Raw genomic sequence first — 18,238 nt, forward strand, 5'->3', positions numbered from 1 at the left:
CCAACATCCTGTTCATCTGCGGCGGTGCGTTCTCGGGCCTCGAGAAGATCATCTCCGCGCGCGGCCGCTCGACCTCGATCGGCTTCGCGGCTCAGGTGCTCGCGCCGGAAGACCGCCGCACCGGCGAGATCTTCCGTCACGTCGAGCCGGAGGATCTGCTGAAGTACGGCCTGATCCCGGAGTTCGTCGGCCGTCTGCCTGTCGTCGCGACGCTGGAAGACCTCGACGAGGCCTCGCTGAAGAAGATCCTGACCGATCCGAAGAACGCGCTGGTGAAGCAGTACCAGCGGCTGTTCGAGATGGAGAACATCGAGCTGACCTTCGCCGACGAGGCGCTTGGCGCGGTCGCCCGCAAGGCGATCGAGCGCAAGACCGGCGCGCGCGGCCTGCGGTCGATCCTCGAAGCGATCCTGCTCGAGACCATGTTCGATCTGCCGGGCCTGGAAGGTGTGGAAGAAGTCGTGATTTCGCGCGAAGTCGCGGAAGGCACGGCCCGTCCGCTCTACATTTTCGCGGACCGACCCGATCACAAACGTAGCGCTCGTGGGGCGTAGGGCGATCGAACGTAGAGTGAGCGGCTCATGTCGCCAAATGAATGGTGTAGAGAGCTTGAGAGGAGACGGAACATGGAAGAGTTCTTTCGGTTCATCCAGCAGTCCGGGCGCGAGCGCAGTCGCTTGGTGCGGGAAGCTCAGGCAACTTGTGACAGCGTGGTCCTGCCATTGCCGGGGGAAAAGCCGAGCAACAAAGGGGCGACGGCTCACACCATCGGCCATGCCATTGCGGCTCGCGACCTTGGGGCTCTCTCGTGATCAAGATCATCGCCGTCCTCTGCAGCCTGTCCTCTCCGGAAAATTGTCACGAGCAGACCGTCACCACCTCAGATTTCGCGGATGTCTCGGTGCAGTCATGCTTGATGGGGGCGCCGCAGCTTGCGGATTGGATGAGGCAGCATCCAGCCGAGCGCCTCGCAGCGTGGCGCTGTGTCATCGGCAAGCTGGGCAGGGGAGCCTAGGGTGGCTCCCCGCGGGCGGTCCTTAGCCTCCCGAAGGACCGGCCGCTCCATTAAGGCCCGACTCGAATTGGCGGCGGCCGTCTTCATAGAAGGGATTTTTCGATGATCGAGCGCAAGCTGGACGGAGATCGTTCTCTATGAACTATGATCATTTCTTTTCAGCCGCGCTTGCCCGCCTTCATGAGGAGCGGCGCTACCGCGTGTTTGCCGATATCGAGCGCATAGCAGGTCGTTTCCCGCACGCAATCTGGCATTCGCCGGACGGCCCGCGCCCGGTCGCGATCTGGTGCTCGAACGACTACCTCGGCATGGGTCAGCACCCAAAGGTGATCGGCGCCATGGTCGAAACCGCGACCCGCATGGGCGCCGGCGCGGGCGGCACCCGCAACATCTCCGGCACCAATCACCCGCTGGTCGAGTTGGAGCGCGAGCTCGCCGACCTGCACGGCAAGGAGGCTGCCCTGGTCTTCACCTCAGGGTACGTGTCCAACGAGACCGGCATCGCGACCATCGCCAAGCTGCTTCCGAACTGCGTGATCTTCGCGGACGCCTTGAACCACAATTCGATGATCGAGGGCGTACGGCGCGCCGGCGTAGAAAAGAAGATCTGGTGCCACAACGACGTGAATCATCTCGAAGATCTGCTGGCGGCGGCGCCGCCCGATCGCCCGAAGCTGATCGTGTTCGAGGCGCTCTACTCGATGGACGGCGACGTTGCACCGGTCAACCGCATCTGCGATCTCGCCGAGCGCTACGGCGCCATGACGTATATCGACGAGGTCCATTCGGCCGGCATGTACGGGCCACGCGGTGCCGGCATCGCCGCGCGGGACGGGGCCTTGCACCGCATCGACGTAGTCGAGGGGACACTGGCGAAGGCATTCGGCTGCCTCGGCGGCTACATCGCGGCGAATGCCGATATCATTGATGCGGTGCGCTCGTACGCGCCCGGGTTCATTTTCACCACCGCGCTGCCGCCGGCGGTCTGCGCCGCGGCGACCGCGGCGATCCGGCACCTCAAGACCTCGAAATGGGAGCGCCACCGCCATCAGGACCGTGCCGCGCGGGTCAAGGCTGTGCTCAATGCCGCCGGCCTGCCGGTCATGCCGAATGACACGCACATTGTGCCAGTGATGGTGGGTGATCCGGAGATGTGCAAGGAAGCGAGCGATCTCCTCCTCGCCGTGCATGGCATCTACGTCCAGCCGATCAACTATCCGACCGTTCAGCGCGGCACCGAACGGCTGCGCATCACGCCGACGCCGTATCACGATGACGCTCTCATCAATGCGTTCGCTGAGGCGCTGGTCCACGTCTGGGAGCATCTCGGTCTACCTCTCCGTTACGGCGCGCTCGCGGCAGAGTGAACATCAGGAGCATCGGTCGGGCGCATTAACCAAGCTCTACCGGTGTTGGCGCGCTCGGCATGGCCAAGATTTCAAACGATGTAATCCGGCTCTCGCATGTGCACGAGCAAAGGAGAGTGCAAGTGCTTGATCATATTCTGCGATTCATGACACTTGGCACCGTCATCGTTGGCAGTATTGCCATCTACGCTGCGCTTTACACCAACAATAGGCGTTTGGGAGCCGAGATATTTCTCAAATATTCTGATCGAATCTCTGACGTGAGGCGCGACCTCCCAATAACTGCTTTCGATGGGCGGGACGGGCCCGGTAACTTGGAGATGACGCCGGAAGAACGTCGAGCAGCACATGAAATCATCTACTCGATCTTCGAACTCTATGAGCTCAAAGTGCATGGCTACCTTCCATCGGAGGTCTGGAAGATCAGAGAGCCAGATATCAAAAGAACACTTTCTCTCCCGATTTTTCGACAAGAATTGGAAGCATTGGAGAGCAGATTTGGAGGGCACCCACGCTTTGTGAGCTGGCTCGAACAGGTCAAGCGGATATAGCCCCGCTTGCGACCTGAAAAACATTCGCGGAGGAGTAACTTCGGGGGGCTCGCATGAAGTGTCAACGCGAGCCCGATCCGGCGGTCGACGATCCGGCCGTGAAGCAAGTTCACTTCAGGTCAGGAGCCCTCGAACTTGAATGAGACGTTGAGTTTGGCGCGATAGACTTCGACTTTTCCCTGGGCGTCCAGTTGCATATCGAGTTTGACGACCTCTGCAACGCGAAGATCTCGCAGGGATTTTGCGGCTTGCTCCACCGCGTTGGCGGCGGCCTTTTCCCAGGATGTATCGCTGGTCCCGATGAGCTCAATGACCTTGTAGACGCTGTCAGCCATGTTGTCCTCCCGTTCGGTATGAAGCAGGAAGCAGGTAGTTCCTGCCGACGTCGAACCTAGCATCACGACGTCGGTGCTGAAAGCACGCGGCATCGTCGCAGCGCAGGTGAGCTGGACCGTGTTGCATCGCGGCAGATCCGAGTAAGCGCCGTTTGAAGGTCGGCTAGGCTCGGGCAGATCTAAGCTTAGGTTTGCTGTTGTTCGCCAATGTAAAGTACGCGATCGACCTCTGTGCAATGGTTTGGTTCTCCTTTCGTGGACTATGCTCGGGGCGTCAATTGTCCGATCTACCGTGGGCGACCGAGGAGTCACAGCGATGAGAATCTTGGATGCATGCGCATTGTCGGGTCTTGCTCGGAGGACGGCCGACACGGCCTCCAATTTCGCCTGTGTCGTTCGCAATCTGATTCTAGACGTGCGCGACAGCTACCGGCCCGAGCTGCACTACATGCGGGGTCCTGGTCCGAAATGGCGTGCCAAGTATCAGCCTTGGCTGCAATTCGATTCTCAAGCCGTACCGCCGACTGGGCAGCACCAGCCATCGTTGCTGCATGCACGCCGCCGCGATGCGACCAGCCCCGCTCGATAGTCAACTGAGGTTACGGTATCATGCCCCTATCGAGGGCCGGATCCCTGGATTGTCCCCGCAGCTCCGATCCAACCTCTGCTCGCGCTCCTTGGGTGGAAATCCGAGGTTGGATGCTGCTCGTTGGCGCCGCTCTTTGCATCGCATTGGTGGCCATGTTGACCAGTTCGGCGCATGCCGGCGTTGCGGTCGAAGGACGCAAATTGCCGTTGAAGTTCAGCTGGGTCGCTTGCCAGCCGAATTGCCGAGGCTGGATCAGTGCCGTCGGCGTCGTGACTGCCGATAGCCCAAGAGACTTCGATGAATTCGCGCGTGGCAGGCGGCTCAACGGCGTCACCATCGCGCTGGATTCCAGCGGCGGTTCGGTCAACGATGCGATTGCGCTTGGTCGACGCTGGCGCAATCTCGGGGTGCTGACCACCGTCGGCACCGGCGTTCAGGCTAACCCAGCGCAGAACGATCCCATCAATATGGCGCCTGCAGCTTATTGCGAATCCATGTGTGTGTTCCTGCTTCTGTCGGGGAAGACGCGTTACGTGCCCAAGACCGCCCATGTTCGTGTGCATCAGATATGGATGGGGGACCGTGCCAATGACGCCAGGGCCGCGACCTATAGCGCAGATGATCTGACGATCGTCGAGCGCGATATTGGGCGTCTCGCCAAATACACGTTCGACATGGGGGGCACCGGCGATTTGTTGTCGCTGTCGCTGAATGTGCCACCCTGGGAAGATCTGCACGAGCTGTCACAGGACGAATTGCGACTGACCAATCTCGTCAACATAGAAATGATTGATCAACCGGGCAGCCCCAACCCTGCGGTGGTCGAGCTCCCGCGCAAGCCAGTCCAGGGCGGCAGCTTCGTGGCCAGTGCCACTGCGAACGGGACATCTCTGGAGCCCGCGAAATCGGTCTAGTCAGCTGAAGCCGTGGGGCGGATGGGCGACCTGGGGACCACAGTGGCGGTGCCCGGACAAGAGTAGCAGATCAGAGGGTACCGGCAGGGCTTGAACCGCGCTATGGGCTCCTTCACGACGTTATGATCTTATCGGACGCCTGGAACCACAATTCGATGATCGAGGGGCGAGCGCCGCGCCGCTGTCGACAAGAAGATCTGGCCCCACAACGACGTCGGTCATCTCGAAGAACTGCTCGCGGCGGAGGCGCCCGAGCGACCGAAGCTGATCCTGTTCGAGGCGCTCTATTCGATGGACGGCGACGTTGCGCCGGTAGACGAGATTTGCGACCTAGCGGAGCGTTACGGTGCCATGACCTATATCGACGAGGTCCACTCGGCGGGCATGTACGGCCCTCGCGGCGGGCATTGCGGCGCGTGAAGGGGCGTTGCATCGTATCGACGTGATCGAGGGCACGCTGGCGAAGTCCTTCGGGGGCTTCACGGCTATATCGCGGCGAAAGCTAACGTCATCGATGCAGTGCGCTCTTACGCGCCAGGATTCATCTTCACCACCGCGCTGCCACCGGCCGTCTGCGCCGCTGCCACCGCAGCCATCCGGCACCTGAAAACCTCGCAACGGGAGTGCGACCGCCACCAGGAACGCGCGGCGCGGGCGAAGGCCGTGCTCAACGCAGCAAAGTTGCCGCTCATGCCTAGCGAGACGCACATCGTGCCCGTGATGGTTGGCGATCCCGAGGAAGTGCAAGAAAGCCAGCGATCTCCTGCTAACCGAGCACGGTATCTATGTTCAGCCAATTAACTATCCGACCGTCCCTCGCGGCACGGAGCGGTTGCGGATCACGCCGACGCCCTATCACGACGATCAATTGATGGACGCGCTTGCTGAAGCGCTGGTCGAGGTTTGGGGACGTCTCGGTTTGCAGCTAGGGCAGCAAGCGCTTGCGGCTGAGTGACCCGGCGAGTTGCGGGCTCGCGGGGATGCGGTTCGATGGGGTGGCCGAGTGCTACCATGACAATTTGGAGGAAATCCCCATTGCACAGCCTCGGAGTATTGAGGTCCCACTTTCTTCGCTCTCTAGCTCCTAGAAGCAACAAATCTGCAACACGGCGTCGCTAACCCATTGACGTAATTACTTCGGAAATAGTTTCCTAAGCCGTAGGTCGGGTGTATGCGGCTTCGTCGCAAGGGCCGCTATGGACTCACGCAAGGAAGACGATAGATGCTCAAGGTGGTTTGGACAGTTACCGCATCCATAGGACGATAGCAGCCAGAGTGACGACGGCTCGGTTATTTCTGGCTGTCTTTTCGAGGCGTGTTGCGACCCTGCGGAACTGCTTAAGCTTACTGAAGCAGCATTCGACCAGATGTCGCTGGGCATAGAGATGCTTGTCGAGCGGATGCTTGAGTGCACGTGACGGGTTGTTGGGGATGACAGCGAGCGCCCCCTTGGCTGCAATGGCCTGGCGCAAGTGATCCGCATCGTAGGCCGTATCGGCCATGACGACCTCGGCCGGCAGTCCCTCGATCAATGTGGCGGCTTGCGGTGCGTCGCCCTTCTGGCCTGCGGTGAGCGTAAACCGCACGGGACATCCCAAACCTATGTATCTTGGTGCTCAAGCCGCCGCGCGAGCGCCCGATCGCTTGATCTTCAGACCCCCTTTTTTCGCCCCAGCGGCGTGCTGATGCGGCGAACCTGCAAGAAAGCCGGCCCCGCTCCTCAGGCGACAGACACGATAAATTCCGCGGAAGCCGGTCGGAGGAACGAAGGTAGCCGATCTCCTGACTTGAACCCCGACGTGCCGAAGCCTTAAGCAATGCTGCTTCCACGAAGGCTGAAATTAGAGCGCAATTTCAACGACATACGAGTTCGTGGTTTTGTTCTGAATGGCGCGCCACTTCGGTACAGAGCTGGGCACGCCAAAACCCGCCGTTTTTGCGCTTGATGTGGCGACGAGCGTGCGAAGCAATACGCTTTTCGATCCCATGATGCGCAGCTCTTTCTGATCGACTTGCTGCCCAACCTTTCGGAACGGCGTTCAAAACATGAATAACCGCTTCGTCGGGCGGCGCAGCGGCCAGCCAAAGATACTGGTCCCGGCTATAGGTCATCTCGCGAACAATATGAGCAACGGTTTGCGCCATGGCCCACTTTAACCAATGAAACGCGTAAGTTGTAGCCAGCGAAGCCATTTCGCGGCCGCCGCGTCGAATACCTGCCCCGAGCTGACGGTTAGAAGGCTCCTCCACCCTCCACCGGCTTGGGTATCGGTTCCGAATACAGCAAAAGGGTGTTCCGGGGAGACCCGACATTGCCTTTCCGGGACCGCCGAAAGGCTATTCTTGTCCACGGCTGCTTTTGGCATGCCCACGAGAATTGCTCGATCAGCCGCGTGCCAAAGACACGGTCCGAATTCTGGCAAGCTAAGTTTGCCGCTAACCGTGAACGGGACGCCCGCTTGGAAGGACTGGCGCGCGAAGCCGGTTGGAAGTGCCTAGTCGTCTGGGAATGCGAGTTGGCGGACGAAAAACGGCTGGCAACCGAATTGAGGTCCTACTTAGGGCCAACTCGGGCAGGGAGGTCTGCAAATTGCAAGCAAGGCTCCTCGAGGCCTGAAGGCAATACAAAATCCAAGTACAAAAGTCGTCTTAGGCGCAATGGCCGGCGGTTGTAGATATGAAAGAGGCCGCAGATTGCTGCGGCCTCTCTTTTTCGATCAGGACGTCACCAATGGCGGTGATGATGGCGCCAACCGTAGTGATGGCCTCGGTGCCAGCCATAGTGACGGCCGCGGCCCCAACCGTAGTGATGGCCCCACCCGTGTCCATGTCCATGGCCGCAGCCCGAAAGCTTGGGTTGATCGAGGCGCCGGTGGTTGCTCTGCGTGGCCTGACTGAAGTTCAACGGCGACAGTTGGTACTCGCCGACAATCGTATCGCATTGAATGCCAGCTGGGATGCCGAAATGCTTAGTCTCGAACTGGCGGACCTTTCGGGGATAGGGGCTGATCTATCGACGCTTGGCTTTACGACCAAGGAATTGGCAAGGGCATCGTATCGCTTTTGGCCCGGTTTGTGCGAGCGTACTTTGCCAAATCGGCTTTAGGTCTGATTTGCAGCCGACTTGGAGCGGCTCAAAGTAAAGTTGGTGTGCCAGTTCAAGCGATGCAGAGTTCGGAGTGGATGCTTAGGTATGAGGTTTGGCGCATTTGAAGTTGGGCGGCAGCCGCTTGAAAGTCTTAGAACGTTTGCACTTCGGACAGTCGCACTCTCTTGCGACGACAGCTTCTCCCAATCTGCCCAAAACTGCCTCGCGGTCGACATGCTCCCTCCATCCCCCTGAGATCGCCGAATCGGAGCAGAGTGCCAGGGCTGGTGCCTTCCGACTTGCGATCTAGTCGCCGGCCGTTAAATCGCGATCCTGGGCCAATGCCCTGCTTCTTCCATAACGTCTCATCTGCGAACCCATCCCATCGCCCACAGTGCTTTAGCCCGGATGGCCGGTTGCGATGTGCGGTGCGGGCGCCTCCAGCTGCACGAAAGGCGTAAATTTGGAATTGCAAAACCTCCGCGATTGGGGCACCAATTCAATCATTGCGAGGGTTTGACCAATGCTTCTTGGATCCCTGGCGCTTGCTACCAGAGAACAAGATCGTTCTAACGAACGTCGTTCGTTCTTGGACCAACTTTTCCAGACCAGCCGAAAGGCTTTTCCGGAGGTTGAGACATTGGTCTATGAGGCCAGTCCCTCCTTCAACGCACAGGCATTTTGTATTGGACGGCAGAAGTTTGTTGCTTTGTTTGGGGGGCTCGCGTTCAACAGGCGCCTGGGTAAGGACGGGCTGCTGTTTGCGACTCTCCACGAGATCGGTCACCATCTTGCTCCAGGACCACGGTTGACAGCCACGAGCAATCTAAGCTGTGATTGCGCAGCCGACCGTTGGGCAGTAGGCGAGGGTCAAGACGTCATTTTATCGTGCGGCCTCGCTCTAGATATCAAATGCGCATTAGAGCAAATCGAGACAGCTGTATCTGAACTGGGCGGAGCATTGTCCGTCGTAGCCGACTGCCTGTGCTCCGACTGGGCCCGTCGCAAGGCCGCACTAACTTTACCGCTTCCGGGTCCGCTGAACCAATGCGAAAGAATATCGAATTTGTTTGGTAAACTTGAAGGAGAAAAGGATGGGCTCTCTGATTCCGAGCGGCGGTGATGATAATGTAATCGCGAAGCTCGATGCCCGGTTCTGCGGCCAGCCGCTGCAGAACTTACGAAATTTCATCAGCGGCACCGATGCTCATTTCTTTCATGCTCCACGACACTTGCGGCGCATTTCGTATCGATTGAAAATCTGGCCCGATGGTTTGAAAGGACGCTGGTTCTATTTTTTAAAACATCTGCTTCCCAATACTGCGCAAGATGACCCACAGGGGCGGCCGTCGACGGTTGCAGTCGTTATTCGCGATGCTTTGCGAGATTTCGTGGCGGATGCGAATTGCACTCAAGTCAGTTTTCACGTCCAGCCTGATGTGCACGGGACCCTGCCAAACGGTATCGACTATCGGGCTGATATTGATCCCGGTCCGGCGGCGCGCCCCGCTCATGCCTATCCCGCCAGCATCACTCTCGTCTGTCGTCAGGAAATTCCGCAAGGTGTGAATGAGCCCGACCCGACGGCGAAGGACACGGGAGAAAGCGGTCCTGATCAGCCGAACATCTAGACGGCCGAACGACAAATCTGCTCCACTTCTGCCTCGTCTCTACGCCGACTTGATTAGGAGGCGGGAACTCCGGAGACGGATTTCGGAGGCGGTACAATTGCAGACAAGGTCGGATTGCAGACGTTCTGGCGAGCGAGCAGCCCTTCGCTCATTCACTTGCGACAATTGGTAAGAACGCGTGCTCGTGCGCAGTGGTAGAACTCTTTCGGACTTGAGGTTATATTTCAGGTATCGCGCCCGGCATCTAAGGGGCCATCTATGCAATGTTGGCGTTGCGGTTTTCAGAACAGAATAACGAACGAGTATTGTGAAGGTTGCGGTACAGCTCTCGGTAATGAGTGCAGGGCCTGTGGCTACCTCAACGGATCAACCAGTCGATATTGCGGACAATGCGGCACCGCATTGGCTCATTCCGTCTTAGGAGAAGCCAATCGGTCTTGGCAGCAGGTTCTCCGATCTCTCCATGCGAAAGGGGGAGAGCGCAAGCGTCTCACAGTTTTGTTCGCGGATATCCGTAACTCAACAGCGTTAATAGACAGTTTGGGTGATCCCGAGTTGGGCATGAAGCGCCTGCAACCCATCCTGGAGCTTATGAACAAGGCCGTGGCCCGCTACGACGGCGTCGTCAACAAATCACAAGGCGATGGGGTAATGGCGCTTTTTGGTGCTCCCCAGCCTCATGAAGATCACCCAATCAGAGGTTGTCTCGCGGCGCTCGCTATGCAGGACGGAATCAAACGCCGCGGTGATCCTGATCTGCAAATCCGCGTTGGCGTTCACACCGGAGAAGTTGTTGTTCAGGCGATAGAGCACGGGCTTTATCAAACATACGACGCGGCCGGCGCGAATGTTCATCTCGCGAACCGTTTGGAACAACTGGCCGGCCCCGGCGAGATCTTGATATCGAAGGATACATACGCTGCGGCCAAACAATTCATCGAGGTCGAATCGCTGGGAGTCCAATCTATCCGCGGCATCGCAACGCCGATCGAGATATACAAGATCGTCGGCCTGCAGCATGCACCGGCGAGCGGAGTCTTCCGCGAGGGAAGGCGATTGAGCTCGCTTATTGGTAGGGCTGATCAGCTTTCCATGCTCATGCTTGAGCTTGAGAATACCATCAGGAGCGAAGGCAACGTCATCGGCGTTGTCGGTGAGGCCGGTATTGGCAAGAGCAGGTTATGTTTTGAGTTTGCCGAAAACTGTCGCGCGAGAGGCATTCGGGTCTTTGAGGCGCGGGTATTGGATCATGGCAAGGAAACGCCATTTCAGCCCGTACTAGAACTTCTGCGTGATTACTTTGGCGTCCGGGTCAAGGAGACAGCAGAACCGTCTCGACAGCGCGTTCTTGAAAGGCTGACCGCTCTTTCGGCACCAGAGGCGTTCTCGGCCATTATGCTCGAGTTTTTGGGGCTCGCCGATCCGTCGCAAACAAAGTCGAAGCTTGATCCTAAGACGCGCAAAGCGCTTTTGCTGGATTTTGTGCGAGCGCTGCCGCGTTCAGGTCCGCAAGAGGCTGCAAACGTAGTCATCATCGAGGATTTGCATTGGATCGACGCGGCAAGTCTAGAGTTCGTCGAAGCCTTGGCAGATGCCGTCTACGGTACCACGACGCTTCTGGTAGTTAACTTCCGACCTGGTTTTGCTTCGGCATTGACCCAAAGATCGCACTATCGACAAGTCAACATGCTTCCATTGCCCAAGAATGAAGCGACGACTTTGGTGCTAGAGCACTTCGGGCCGGATCCCTCGCTTGCTCTGCTTGGCAGGAATATCATCGAGCGGGCGCAAGGTAATCCGTTTTTTCTCGAAGAGCTAATCAACACGCTTGTCGACCGTGGAGATTTTGAAGGTGAAAAAGGTGCGTACAGGCTGAAAGGAGGCATTGACTCGGTTCCGCTGCCGACGACGGTTCAAGCGGTTGTCGGGGCCCGGATCGACCGGCTTCCAGACGCAGCAAAACAGGTACTGGAGATGGCTTCCGTCGTCGGTCGCGAAGTCTCTATTTCGATCTTGGAGGACCTTGTTTCCGGATTGAGCGGTCACACGTTGTCCGATTCCATTCAGCAATTGAGGCAGGCCGAGGTGCTCTATGATGTCCCTCCATTCGAGCGTCGGCTTCTGTCATTTCGTCATCCTCTGATACAGGAAGTCGCCTATCGCTCGGTGCTACTAGAACGTCGGCGCAAGCTTCACGCCGACGTCGCTCATGCGATCGAACGCTTGTTCAAGGAGCAAGCGGACGAACGGGCGTCTCTTTTGGCTTATCACCTCGAACAGGCCGGAGAGAAGGTCAAGGCCGCGCAGCAGAATATGCGTGCCGCGTTTTGGGTCGGCACGCACGATCCGAGTCAAGCACTAAGAAGCTGGAAAAAAGTTAGAGAGCTCCTGTTGGATCAGTCGAGATCCCCGCAAATCGATTTCTTGAAGATGGCGGCTTCTGGTCAGATCGTTAACTTCGGCTGGCGCGAAGGGATGTCGGCGGCAGATGCCGTCGTTTTCTTCGAAGAGGCGAGGGATTTGGCAAGATCCTTAAAGGATATGAGATCCAATGCCTTGATCCACGCAGCCTACGGCCGAATCTTGGCCAGCGGCGGCTCCGCGGACGAATATGTGAAGATAATTCAAGAAGCCAAGACGGTGGCCGACGAAGCCAACGATCCGAGCGTTCAGATCACGCTTAAGGCTGTTCTCTGCCACGCTTTGTGGCTGTCCGGGAATTTGCCAGAGGCGCTTCAAATGAATTCGGAGGCGATGGACCGCGCCCATGAAATCATAAAATTCGATCGTCAAACCCTGGGCTTCGATATCGAGATTTGGCTCGCCGCTTTGCGTGGCAGAATATTGGTGGTGCTCAATCGATTAGATGAAGCCCGTCCATTTCTCGAACGAGTAGTTCATCTCGACAGCGCGCAGGTCGATCAAATTCACCATGTGATGCCGAGCATGGCTTACGTGGACGTTGCGTGGGTCCGGAAAGATGTCGTTTTGGCTCAGCAACATGCCGACCGAGCCTTCTCGATCGCTCTAAAAAGTGGCAACCCCTATCTGCGGGTCTATGCTCAAGCATGCCGGGGACTTGCTCACATCGTCGCTGGAAGGTTCACGCCTGCAATCAACGATCTGTCGGACGCATTGAACTTCGCGAGGTCGCGACAAGCAGGTCTAGAGAACGAGCCAAGAATTCTAGCAGATTTAGCAAATGCCTACAGATTGAGCGGCGAAAGTACGGCCGCTCTTTCTACGGCCGAACAGGCCATAGCGGTAGCCACGGAGCGCCACGCTCGCGTCGCGGAATGTTCTGCCCGGATTGTTCGGGCTAGTATATTGTTGCGATCGGAAAATGATGATCAGCAAGCGGACGGAAGGGCTGAGCTAGGGCGCGCAGCGGCGCTAATGCAGGAGACTGGCGCTATGCTCTTAGAGTCGTTTTTGAAGGACGTGACCGCAGGAACCGACAGCTCGCCGCAGGTCTCCGCGCAGGCCAGTTGATCATCTGACGAGGAGCTTTCCTTATTCAGGTTTGATGCTTTACGCGAGAGTAGCAGGTCAGCGGCCGACTTATTCCAAACAAATGATATGCGAAACCGAGCTCGTGTTCCGGTGTAGGGCCGCTATCATGCCGCGGCTGGCGTCCCCGGCGCGCGCGGGCACCTCGCGAACGAAGTGACCAACGGAGCGCACTTAATCATGTCAGCTTTTGGCCCCGTTGCGGACATCGGGCCGGCTTCGACCGATATTGTTTTTTGAGCCAAAGCCGACGTCTCAGGGGCCAGATTTTAGATTTCTGACCGTAACAGTCTCGCCGATCTCGAAGCTCATCAGGTCTTCGCCGACGACAAGCGGTCCGGCATAAGTCTCGCGGGTTGCCGCGATCAGGTCGTCAACGCTCGGTGCCGTCACGGAGTCACTGGCGAGCATGACCAGATGCGTGAATACGGCGAGTTTAGGCCGCGTCTTCGCGAACACGCGTCCAGCTTCCTGTGGCGAGGTATGATGATTGACGATGCGCTGGATGTCGGCTTGACCCCGAAGCCTCGGCGGCGCCATTGCGACCTCATGTACCAGCAAGTCAGCGCCCTCGCCGTAGCGGAGCACGTTTGCGTTGTAGCGAGTATCGCCGGAGATGACGGCCATGCGGCCGCGGTATTCGATACGATAGCCATATGCCGGCTTGATGGCGTCGCCATGATCGACCGTGAAGGCTAAGACGCGCAGATCGCCGGTCTGATAGACGACGCCATCCTCCGCAAACTCGTTCACCGTGATCGCGACATGCTCGCGTGCCAGCTTCTCATCCTCGACGCGGATCTCGATGTCGCGGGCGTAGGCCGCTTCGAGGTGATGCATCAGTTTGGCTGTGCCAACCGGGCCGATCACGTTGAATGGGCGCTGGCGGTTGCCGAAATATGAGCTCAGCCAGCCCGTCAGCCAGAGGTCAGGAATGCCGACTGTGTGATCGGAATGAAAATGCGTGAGCAACAGTGCATCGACCCGACCGATGGGAACGCCGAGCTGAAACAAGCGCATAGCGGCGCCGCGGCCGGCATCGATCAGGATCGTATGCTCGCCCGCCTCGATTAGCGTGCTCGGGCCAAAGCGATCGGGGCGGGGGATTGGCGTCCCCGTCCCGAGCAGCGTCACGCGAAAACCCGATGGCACTATTGCTGGACCTTCATGCCGGCTACGACATCGTGCCAGTGTGCGACCTGATCGCCGACCAGCCGGCCGAATTGCTCAGGCGTGCCGCCCACCGGCTCGGCACCGATCCTTGCCAGCGCCTCGCGCACCGAGGGCTTCTGCAGCGCCTTGTTGATCGCAGCATTGAGCCGCGCGACTGTTTCCTTCGGAGTGCCATGCCTGACGGCGAAGCCGGTCCAGTCCTCGACGACCAGCGAAGGGTAGCTGGCTTCGACAATAGTCGGCACATCAGGCAGGATCGGCACACGCTTCGGACCGGTAACCGCGAGCGCCCGCAGCTTCCCGGTCTTGATCAGATCAACCACCGGCAACATGGTGATGAACATGAAGGCGTTGGTGCCGTTGAGCAGGTCGCCGATCGCCTGCGGGAATTGCGCGTAGGGAACGTGCTGGGCGCGCGTGCCTGTCTGCAACTTGAATTGCTCGCCGATCAGATGCGCGGGCGTGCCGAACCCGCCCGAAGAGAACGTCAGCTTGTCGGGCTGGCTTTTCAGCAGCGTCACCAGCTCCGCCACTGTCTTCGCTGGCACCGACGGATTCACCACCAGCACGTTGTAGGAAACCGTCGCCTTGATGACCGGGTCGAAATCCCGGCCGAGATCGAACGAGATGTTCGGCACCAGCGACGGCGCCGCAACCGACGGCACCGACATCGCATAGAGGCTGTTGCCGTCCGCCGGCTGGGTGAGGACGTCGGTCGCTGCGATGGTGGTGACACCGCCCGGCCGGTTCTCGACAATCACCCGCCAGCCTTCCGATTCCGTCAATTCCTTCGATACGATGCGGCTGATGATGTCAGGCGGCGTGCTGGCCGAAAACGGCGCCACGAAGCGTACCGTGCCGGTCGGAAAGGATGTCTGCGCGGATGCTTGCAGGCTCGAGGCGAGCAGGGCCAGCGTCGCGAGCGACAATGAGGTGATGCGGTGAAACAGGTGGGATCTCATGGAAGTCTCCATCAAACGATGAAAATCTCGATTCCAAGTCGCAACCTGCAGGCACCCTACCTTTGAACGTGACGGCAGCTTTTTACCAGAAGAATCGACGTGCATTCCACACTGTGGAACGTTACATTCCACAATGTGGAACGAGACGAGCAGGCAATGGCGGGTCCGAAAGTCATCAAGAGCCTGGAGCGGGGCCTTCTCGTTTTGCAGGCTCTGCAAATGCAGCCCGACTCGTCGCTGCAAGAACTGCATGTCTTCACCAACATCTCCAAGCCGAGCCTGCTCCGTATCCTCCACACGCTGGCCCGGTCCGGCTTGGTCACGCGACGGCTTGCCGACGGCCGCTATCGCATCGGCGCGACGCTTTCGCATGCGCCTTCGCGTCGAGAACATCGCGACCGCATCGCGGAAGCCGCGGCTCCGATCCTGGAGCGACTGTGCGAGCGGGTTTCCTGGCCCTCCGACCTGATGGTGCCGGCGGGTGACCACATGGAAATTCGGGAGACAACGCGGGCGCGAAGCCCGATCTTGTTGCAGCAAGAGCGCATCGGGTTGCCGGTCAACTGGCTGCATTCGGCAGTCGGCCGCGCCTATCTCGCGTATTGTCCCGTCAAGGAGCGACAGCACATTGTCGATCTGTTGCGCAGCTCCAGCAAGCCTGAGGATCGGTTGGCGCGAGAGCCGGCGCGCTTGAGCAGCATCCTCGCCGAGGTTCGCGCGCGCGGCTATGGCACCCGCGACGCCACGCATACCGGAGGTTACTATGGTGGTCCCCCGCATGCGGATGGTCTGTTCTCGATCGCGGTTCCCCTGCGCGATGGGCAGCGGGTCCTCGGCGCGATCAACATGCTCTGGCTAAAGACCGCCTTTTCCATCGAGACCTTTGCGGCCCGGCATCTCGACGAGCTTCAGGAAGCGGCGAAGGAAATTGTCAGTTCAGTCCGAAGTCGGAGAAGACGCTGATGTCGGCTTGTGCTGCGGTGCACGAGTCCGGATGTGGCCCTTCGCGTCAGTTGGCGCGGTGCCGCCATATGTCCGTGACCGGTGGTGGACCGGAAGACCCGTGATCAGGTGCAGACCGGCGCGATTGACCCGCGGCGGACTTCGAACGCGAGGATGCTGTTCTGCCCTATCTCAACGTACGCTTCTAATGATTTGCGATGAAGGCAAGAACAGCCGCGTCATAAGCCTGAGGGTTCTCAGACGGGACCGTGTGAGATGCCCCCGGAATGAAGACCCGAGTTCGGTTCGGTAGACATCGTTCCAATTCGTCTACGATGCGATGGAAGAACTCCGGACTTCGCTCGCCGTTCGTCACCAGTGTGGGTGCCGCAATGCGACGCGCCATGTCGCAGGTGAACGCCGGGCGGCGGGTTGATTTCGCGTCCGCGACGTGTGGGGGCGCGTTGTCCCGCATCATCTTGCGCTCGTCATCTGATCGTCGGTCGTAGGTGCCCGGTCCGCCCACCGCGTCGGCGAAGAGGCGGAGCCCCGCGTCGATGTCGTCCTTCCTGAGCGCCTCCTGAGACGGGGCAAATCGAGCGCCCCATGCTTTGAGGGTGTCGGCGCCCGCAGGCGTCCCGGCGATCAGCGCTGAGGCGGGTGGTTCGTTGATCACCAGCGTTCGGACCATCTCGGGATGATTTGACGCGAAGAAAAGAGCGGCGTGCGCACCAGAGGAGTGAGCGACGATGTGGACTTGCTTCACGCCTAGCGCAGTCAGAAAGGCAGCCAAATCCTCACCATGCGCATCTGCCGCACCGTCAGGTAGCCCGTCATTGCTCGTTGAATTGGGGAAGTGGTTGCGCCTGCTGTAGGCAATGACGTGGTATTCCTTTGAGAATATCGGAAGATGCTGCTCCCACAGACGATAATCTTGAAACCCTCCGTGGACGACAACGATGACGTCACCTTGCCCGGCTTCGGCGTAAGCCAGTTTGTCACCGCCCACACTTGCCTGCTTCATGTCATCTCCGAAGGCGCTTGACGAGACCAAAAGCAAGAGCGCGAAACAATTGATGAAGGCGTAAATTCTGAGCCGCATGGTTAGAGGCTCCTCGAGTGAAAATTCTGCGCAAGGCTTGCTTAGAAGCCGTTGAGAGATAAGTCCCCATCAATTGGCGACCTTTCTTTTGTTTTAGTCAACTCTGATGTCACCTGTTGGCCCATCACGTCGATCCCGCGACTGATGGAAAGGGCCGCTATCTAAGGGTGACCGGACCACCCGTGAAATCGGGAAGACCCGCCCATGAAGCGTAGCGCAAGATCGCAGTCCGTCGCTGGTTATCCGGCCGGATCGCGTCGGCGGCCGCTACGTCATAGCGCTACAGCGAAACAATAGTGCCCATCTTCATCAGCCGTGGTGCGCCATTTGCATACAAAGCCACGAACATTTCCGTTCTCGGTCTGTTTGCCGGCAATGGCGGCCTGGAGGATGTCCTTGCTGCCGATGATCCGGATGGCTTGGCCGTCGACCTCGACCGCGTCAATAATCGAGTGGATATAGCATTTGCGGGTGTTGGTGTCGCCCGTGTCGAGCTTCGCGCTCATCAGTCGCGCGAAGGCGTCGATCCTCTACGCCTCGGACCGCGACGTCTTCCTCTTCCTCGTTGACGTTTTGAATCCGATCGAGGCGGGCCGCTTGCCCGATGGATCGCCCGATCTTTACCTCCGCGGCTTCTATGCCTGGAACAGCGAGGTGGGCGCGAAAACCTTCGGCATTGCGTCCTTCTATCTTCGCGGTCTGCCAAAACAGGAATCTGTGGAGCGTCGAGGATTTCGAGGAAATCACCATCCGCCACAGCAAATATGCCGCCTCTCGCTTCGCGCACGAGGCCGCACCCGCCTTGCTGAACTTCGCCAATTCCTCGCCGATGCCCTTCGTCAACGGCATCGAGGCCGCGCGCGAACGGATCGTCGCCCGCAACGACGAGGACAGCACACAGATTTCCTGCGCAAGGGCGGCTTCTCGAAAGCCGAGACCGGAAAGATCACCGACACGGTGCTGGCCGAGGAAGGCAAGCCGCCGGAATCGATCTTCGATTTCGTCCATGGCATCACCGCGCTCGCACGCGACAAGACGCATCCGGATGAGATCATCATC

17 protein-coding genes and 4 pseudogenes are annotated in these 18,238 nt (G+C 58.9%); 14 read left to right on the top strand and 7 right to left on the bottom strand.

Features of this window, described 5'->3' with window-relative positions; genetic code table 11:
• The 5 genes and pseudogenes from H8A95_RS09035 to H8A95_RS09055 form a co-directional block, all read left to right on the top strand.
• Window positions 1–554 (top strand): annotated as a pseudogene (locus H8A95_RS09035) (AAA family ATPase); the annotation flags it as partial.
• Window positions 555–626: 72 nt separating this feature from the next.
• Window positions 627–812: a hypothetical protein gene (locus tag H8A95_RS09040; protein ID WP_229182850.1), complete on the top strand. Its 186-nt coding sequence runs from the start codon at window positions 627–629 to the stop codon at window positions 810–812.
• Entirely contained in the window at window positions 809–1,015 is a 207-nt protein-coding gene (locus tag H8A95_RS09045; protein WP_229182851.1) for a hypothetical protein, read from the top strand. Before H8A95_RS09040 ends, H8A95_RS09045 begins: the two co-directional genes overlap by 4 nt.
• A gap of 137 nt (window positions 1,016–1,152) precedes the next feature.
• Window positions 1,153–2,382, top strand: a complete 1,230-nt coding sequence (gene hemA, locus H8A95_RS09050; protein ID WP_229182852.1) for a 5-aminolevulinate synthase — start codon at window positions 1,153–1,155, stop codon at window positions 2,380–2,382.
• A 59-nt stretch (window positions 2,383–2,441) separates the two neighbouring features.
• Complete coding sequence (locus H8A95_RS09055) at window positions 2,442–2,933, top strand: hypothetical protein (protein ID WP_229182853.1); 492 nt, start codon at window positions 2,442–2,444, stop codon at window positions 2,931–2,933.
• A 119-nt stretch (window positions 2,934–3,052) separates the two neighbouring features.
• On the opposite strand, the gene H8A95_RS09060 is transcribed toward H8A95_RS09055, so the two are convergent.
• Complete coding sequence (locus H8A95_RS09060) at window positions 3,053–3,268, bottom strand: dodecin family protein (protein WP_229182854.1); 216 nt, start codon at window positions 3,266–3,268, stop codon at window positions 3,053–3,055.
• Window positions 3,269–3,967: 699 nt separating this feature from the next.
• On the opposite strand from H8A95_RS09060, the gene H8A95_RS09065 reads away from it, so the two are divergent.
• The 3 genes and pseudogenes from H8A95_RS09065 (at window position 3,968) to H8A95_RS44390 (ending at window position 5,726) form a co-directional block, all read left to right on the top strand.
• Window positions 3,968–4,771 carry a COG3904 family protein gene (locus H8A95_RS09065; protein WP_420839357.1) on the top strand — a complete coding sequence of 268 codons (804 nt, stop codon included), beginning with the start codon at window positions 3,968–3,970 and terminating at the stop codon, window positions 4,769–4,771.
• Between the two features lie 231 nt (window positions 4,772–5,002).
• Window positions 5,003–5,572 (top strand): annotated as a pseudogene (locus H8A95_RS09070) (aminotransferase class I/II-fold pyridoxal phosphate-dependent enzyme).
• Entirely contained in the window at window positions 5,496–5,726 is a 231-nt protein-coding gene (locus tag H8A95_RS44390) for an aminotransferase class I/II-fold pyridoxal phosphate-dependent enzyme (protein WP_420839358.1), read from the top strand. The pseudogene H8A95_RS09070 and the gene H8A95_RS44390 overlap by 77 nt, the downstream one beginning before the upstream one ends.
• A 289-nt stretch (window positions 5,727–6,015) precedes the next feature.
• Here H8A95_RS44390 and H8A95_RS09075 read toward each other — a convergent pair.
• Window positions 6,016–6,459, bottom strand: a pseudogene (locus H8A95_RS09075) (IS5 family transposase); the annotation flags it as partial.
• A 166-nt stretch (window positions 6,460–6,625) separates the two neighbouring features.
• Window positions 6,626–6,964, bottom strand: a complete 339-nt coding sequence (locus H8A95_RS09080; protein ID WP_229182901.1) for a hypothetical protein — start codon at window positions 6,962–6,964, stop codon at window positions 6,626–6,628.
• 98 nt (window positions 6,965–7,062) lie between these two features.
• Here H8A95_RS09080 and H8A95_RS44395 point away from each other — a divergent pair, with 98 nt between their 5' ends.
• The 4 genes from H8A95_RS44395 (at window position 7,063) to H8A95_RS09100 (ending at window position 12,982) form a co-directional block, all read left to right on the top strand.
• Window positions 7,063–7,446: a very short patch repair endonuclease gene (locus H8A95_RS44395; protein WP_420839362.1), complete on the top strand. Its 384-nt coding sequence runs from the start codon at window positions 7,063–7,065 to the stop codon at window positions 7,444–7,446.
• Window positions 7,447–7,502: 56 nt separating this feature from the next.
• A complete protein-coding gene (locus tag H8A95_RS09090; protein ID WP_229182855.1) occupies window positions 7,503–7,877 on the top strand; it encodes a ParB N-terminal domain-containing protein in 375 nt (124 codons plus the stop codon).
• 1,076 nt (window positions 7,878–8,953) lie between these two features.
• Window positions 8,954–9,490: a hypothetical protein gene (locus tag H8A95_RS09095; protein WP_229182856.1), complete on the top strand. Its 537-nt coding sequence runs from the start codon at window positions 8,954–8,956 to the stop codon at window positions 9,488–9,490.
• A gap of 258 nt (window positions 9,491–9,748) precedes the next feature.
• A complete protein-coding gene (locus H8A95_RS09100; RefSeq protein WP_338027807.1) occupies window positions 9,749–12,982 on the top strand; it encodes an AAA family ATPase in 3,234 nt (1,077 codons plus the stop codon).
• Between the two features lie 273 nt (window positions 12,983–13,255).
• Here the strand turns inward: H8A95_RS09100 and H8A95_RS09105 are convergent, their stop codons facing one another.
• Complete coding sequence (locus tag H8A95_RS09105; RefSeq protein WP_229182858.1) at window positions 13,256–14,134, bottom strand: MBL fold metallo-hydrolase; 879 nt, start codon at window positions 14,132–14,134, stop codon at window positions 13,256–13,258.
• Between the two features lie 17 nt (window positions 14,135–14,151).
• The gene (locus H8A95_RS09110) at window positions 14,152–15,135 is read right to left on the bottom strand and encodes a Bug family tripartite tricarboxylate transporter substrate binding protein (RefSeq protein ID WP_229182859.1); all 984 of its coding nucleotides are present in this window, start codon (window positions 15,133–15,135) and stop codon (window positions 14,152–14,154) included.
• A gap of 156 nt (window positions 15,136–15,291) precedes the next feature.
• On the opposite strand from H8A95_RS09110, the gene H8A95_RS09115 reads away from it, so the two are divergent.
• The gene (locus H8A95_RS09115; RefSeq protein ID WP_229182860.1) at window positions 15,292–16,098 is read left to right on the top strand and encodes an IclR family transcriptional regulator domain-containing protein; all 807 of its coding nucleotides are present in this window, start codon (window positions 15,292–15,294) and stop codon (window positions 16,096–16,098) included.
• Window positions 16,099–16,282: 184 nt separating this feature from the next.
• On the opposite strand, the gene H8A95_RS09120 is transcribed toward H8A95_RS09115, so the two are convergent.
• The gene (locus H8A95_RS09120) at window positions 16,283–17,179 is read right to left on the bottom strand and encodes an alpha/beta fold hydrolase (protein WP_229182861.1); all 897 of its coding nucleotides are present in this window, start codon (window positions 17,177–17,179) and stop codon (window positions 16,283–16,285) included.
• Window positions 17,180–17,451: 272 nt separating this feature from the next.
• Window positions 17,452–17,685 (bottom strand): hypothetical protein, encoded by a 234-nt coding sequence (locus H8A95_RS09125; protein ID WP_229182862.1) that lies wholly within the window; start codon window positions 17,683–17,685, stop codon window positions 17,452–17,454.
• Window positions 17,686–17,707: 22 nt separating this feature from the next.
• Here H8A95_RS09125 and H8A95_RS09130 point away from each other — a divergent pair.
• Window positions 17,708–18,226, top strand: a pseudogene (locus tag H8A95_RS09130) (DUF932 domain-containing protein); the annotation flags it as partial.
• Between the last annotated feature and the right edge of the window lie 12 nt (window positions 18,227–18,238).

Source organism: Bradyrhizobium oropedii (assembly GCF_020889685.1).
GTDB lineage: Bacteria > Pseudomonadota > Alphaproteobacteria > Rhizobiales > Xanthobacteraceae > Bradyrhizobium > Bradyrhizobium oropedii.

What these genes read in the sequence shown, in the direction of transcription:
- H8A95_RS09040 (WP_229182850.1), top strand. Translation starts at nt 627, where the DNA reads ATGGAAGAGTTCTTTCGGTTCATCCAGCAGTCCGGGCGCGAGCGCAGT.
- hemA (WP_229182852.1), top strand. Translation starts at nt 1,153, where the DNA reads ATGAACTATGATCATTTCTTTTCAGCCGCGCTTGCCCGCCTTCATGAG.
- H8A95_RS09055 (WP_229182853.1), top strand. Translation starts at nt 2,442, where the DNA reads ATGGCCAAGATTTCAAACGATGTAATCCGGCTCTCGCATGTGCACGAG.
- H8A95_RS09060 (WP_229182854.1), bottom strand. Translation starts at nt 3,268, where the DNA reads ATGGCTGACAGCGTCTACAAGGTCATTGAGCTCATCGGGACCAGCGAT.
- H8A95_RS09065 (WP_420839357.1), top strand. Translation starts at nt 3,968, where the DNA reads ATGCTGCTCGTTGGCGCCGCTCTTTGCATCGCATTGGTGGCCATGTTG.
- H8A95_RS09080 (WP_229182901.1), bottom strand. Translation starts at nt 6,964, where the DNA reads ATGGCTTCGCTGGCTACAACTTACGCGTTTCATTGGTTAAAGTGGGCC.
- H8A95_RS09090 (WP_229182855.1), top strand. Translation starts at nt 7,503, where the DNA reads ATGGCGGTGATGATGGCGCCAACCGTAGTGATGGCCTCGGTGCCAGCC.
- H8A95_RS09095 (WP_229182856.1), top strand. Translation starts at nt 8,954, where the DNA reads ATGGGCTCTCTGATTCCGAGCGGCGGTGATGATAATGTAATCGCGAAG.
- H8A95_RS09100 (WP_338027807.1), top strand. Translation starts at nt 9,749, where the DNA reads ATGCAATGTTGGCGTTGCGGTTTTCAGAACAGAATAACGAACGAGTAT.
- H8A95_RS09110 (WP_229182859.1), bottom strand. Translation starts at nt 15,135, where the DNA reads ATGAGATCCCACCTGTTTCACCGCATCACCTCATTGTCGCTCGCGACG.
- H8A95_RS09115 (WP_229182860.1), top strand. Translation starts at nt 15,292, where the DNA reads ATGGCGGGTCCGAAAGTCATCAAGAGCCTGGAGCGGGGCCTTCTCGTT.
- H8A95_RS09120 (WP_229182861.1), bottom strand. Translation starts at nt 17,179, where the DNA reads ATGCGGCTCAGAATTTACGCCTTCATCAATTGTTTCGCGCTCTTGCTT.
- H8A95_RS09125 (WP_229182862.1), bottom strand. Translation starts at nt 17,685, where the DNA reads ATGAGCGCGAAGCTCGACACGGGCGACACCAACACCCGCAAATGCTAT.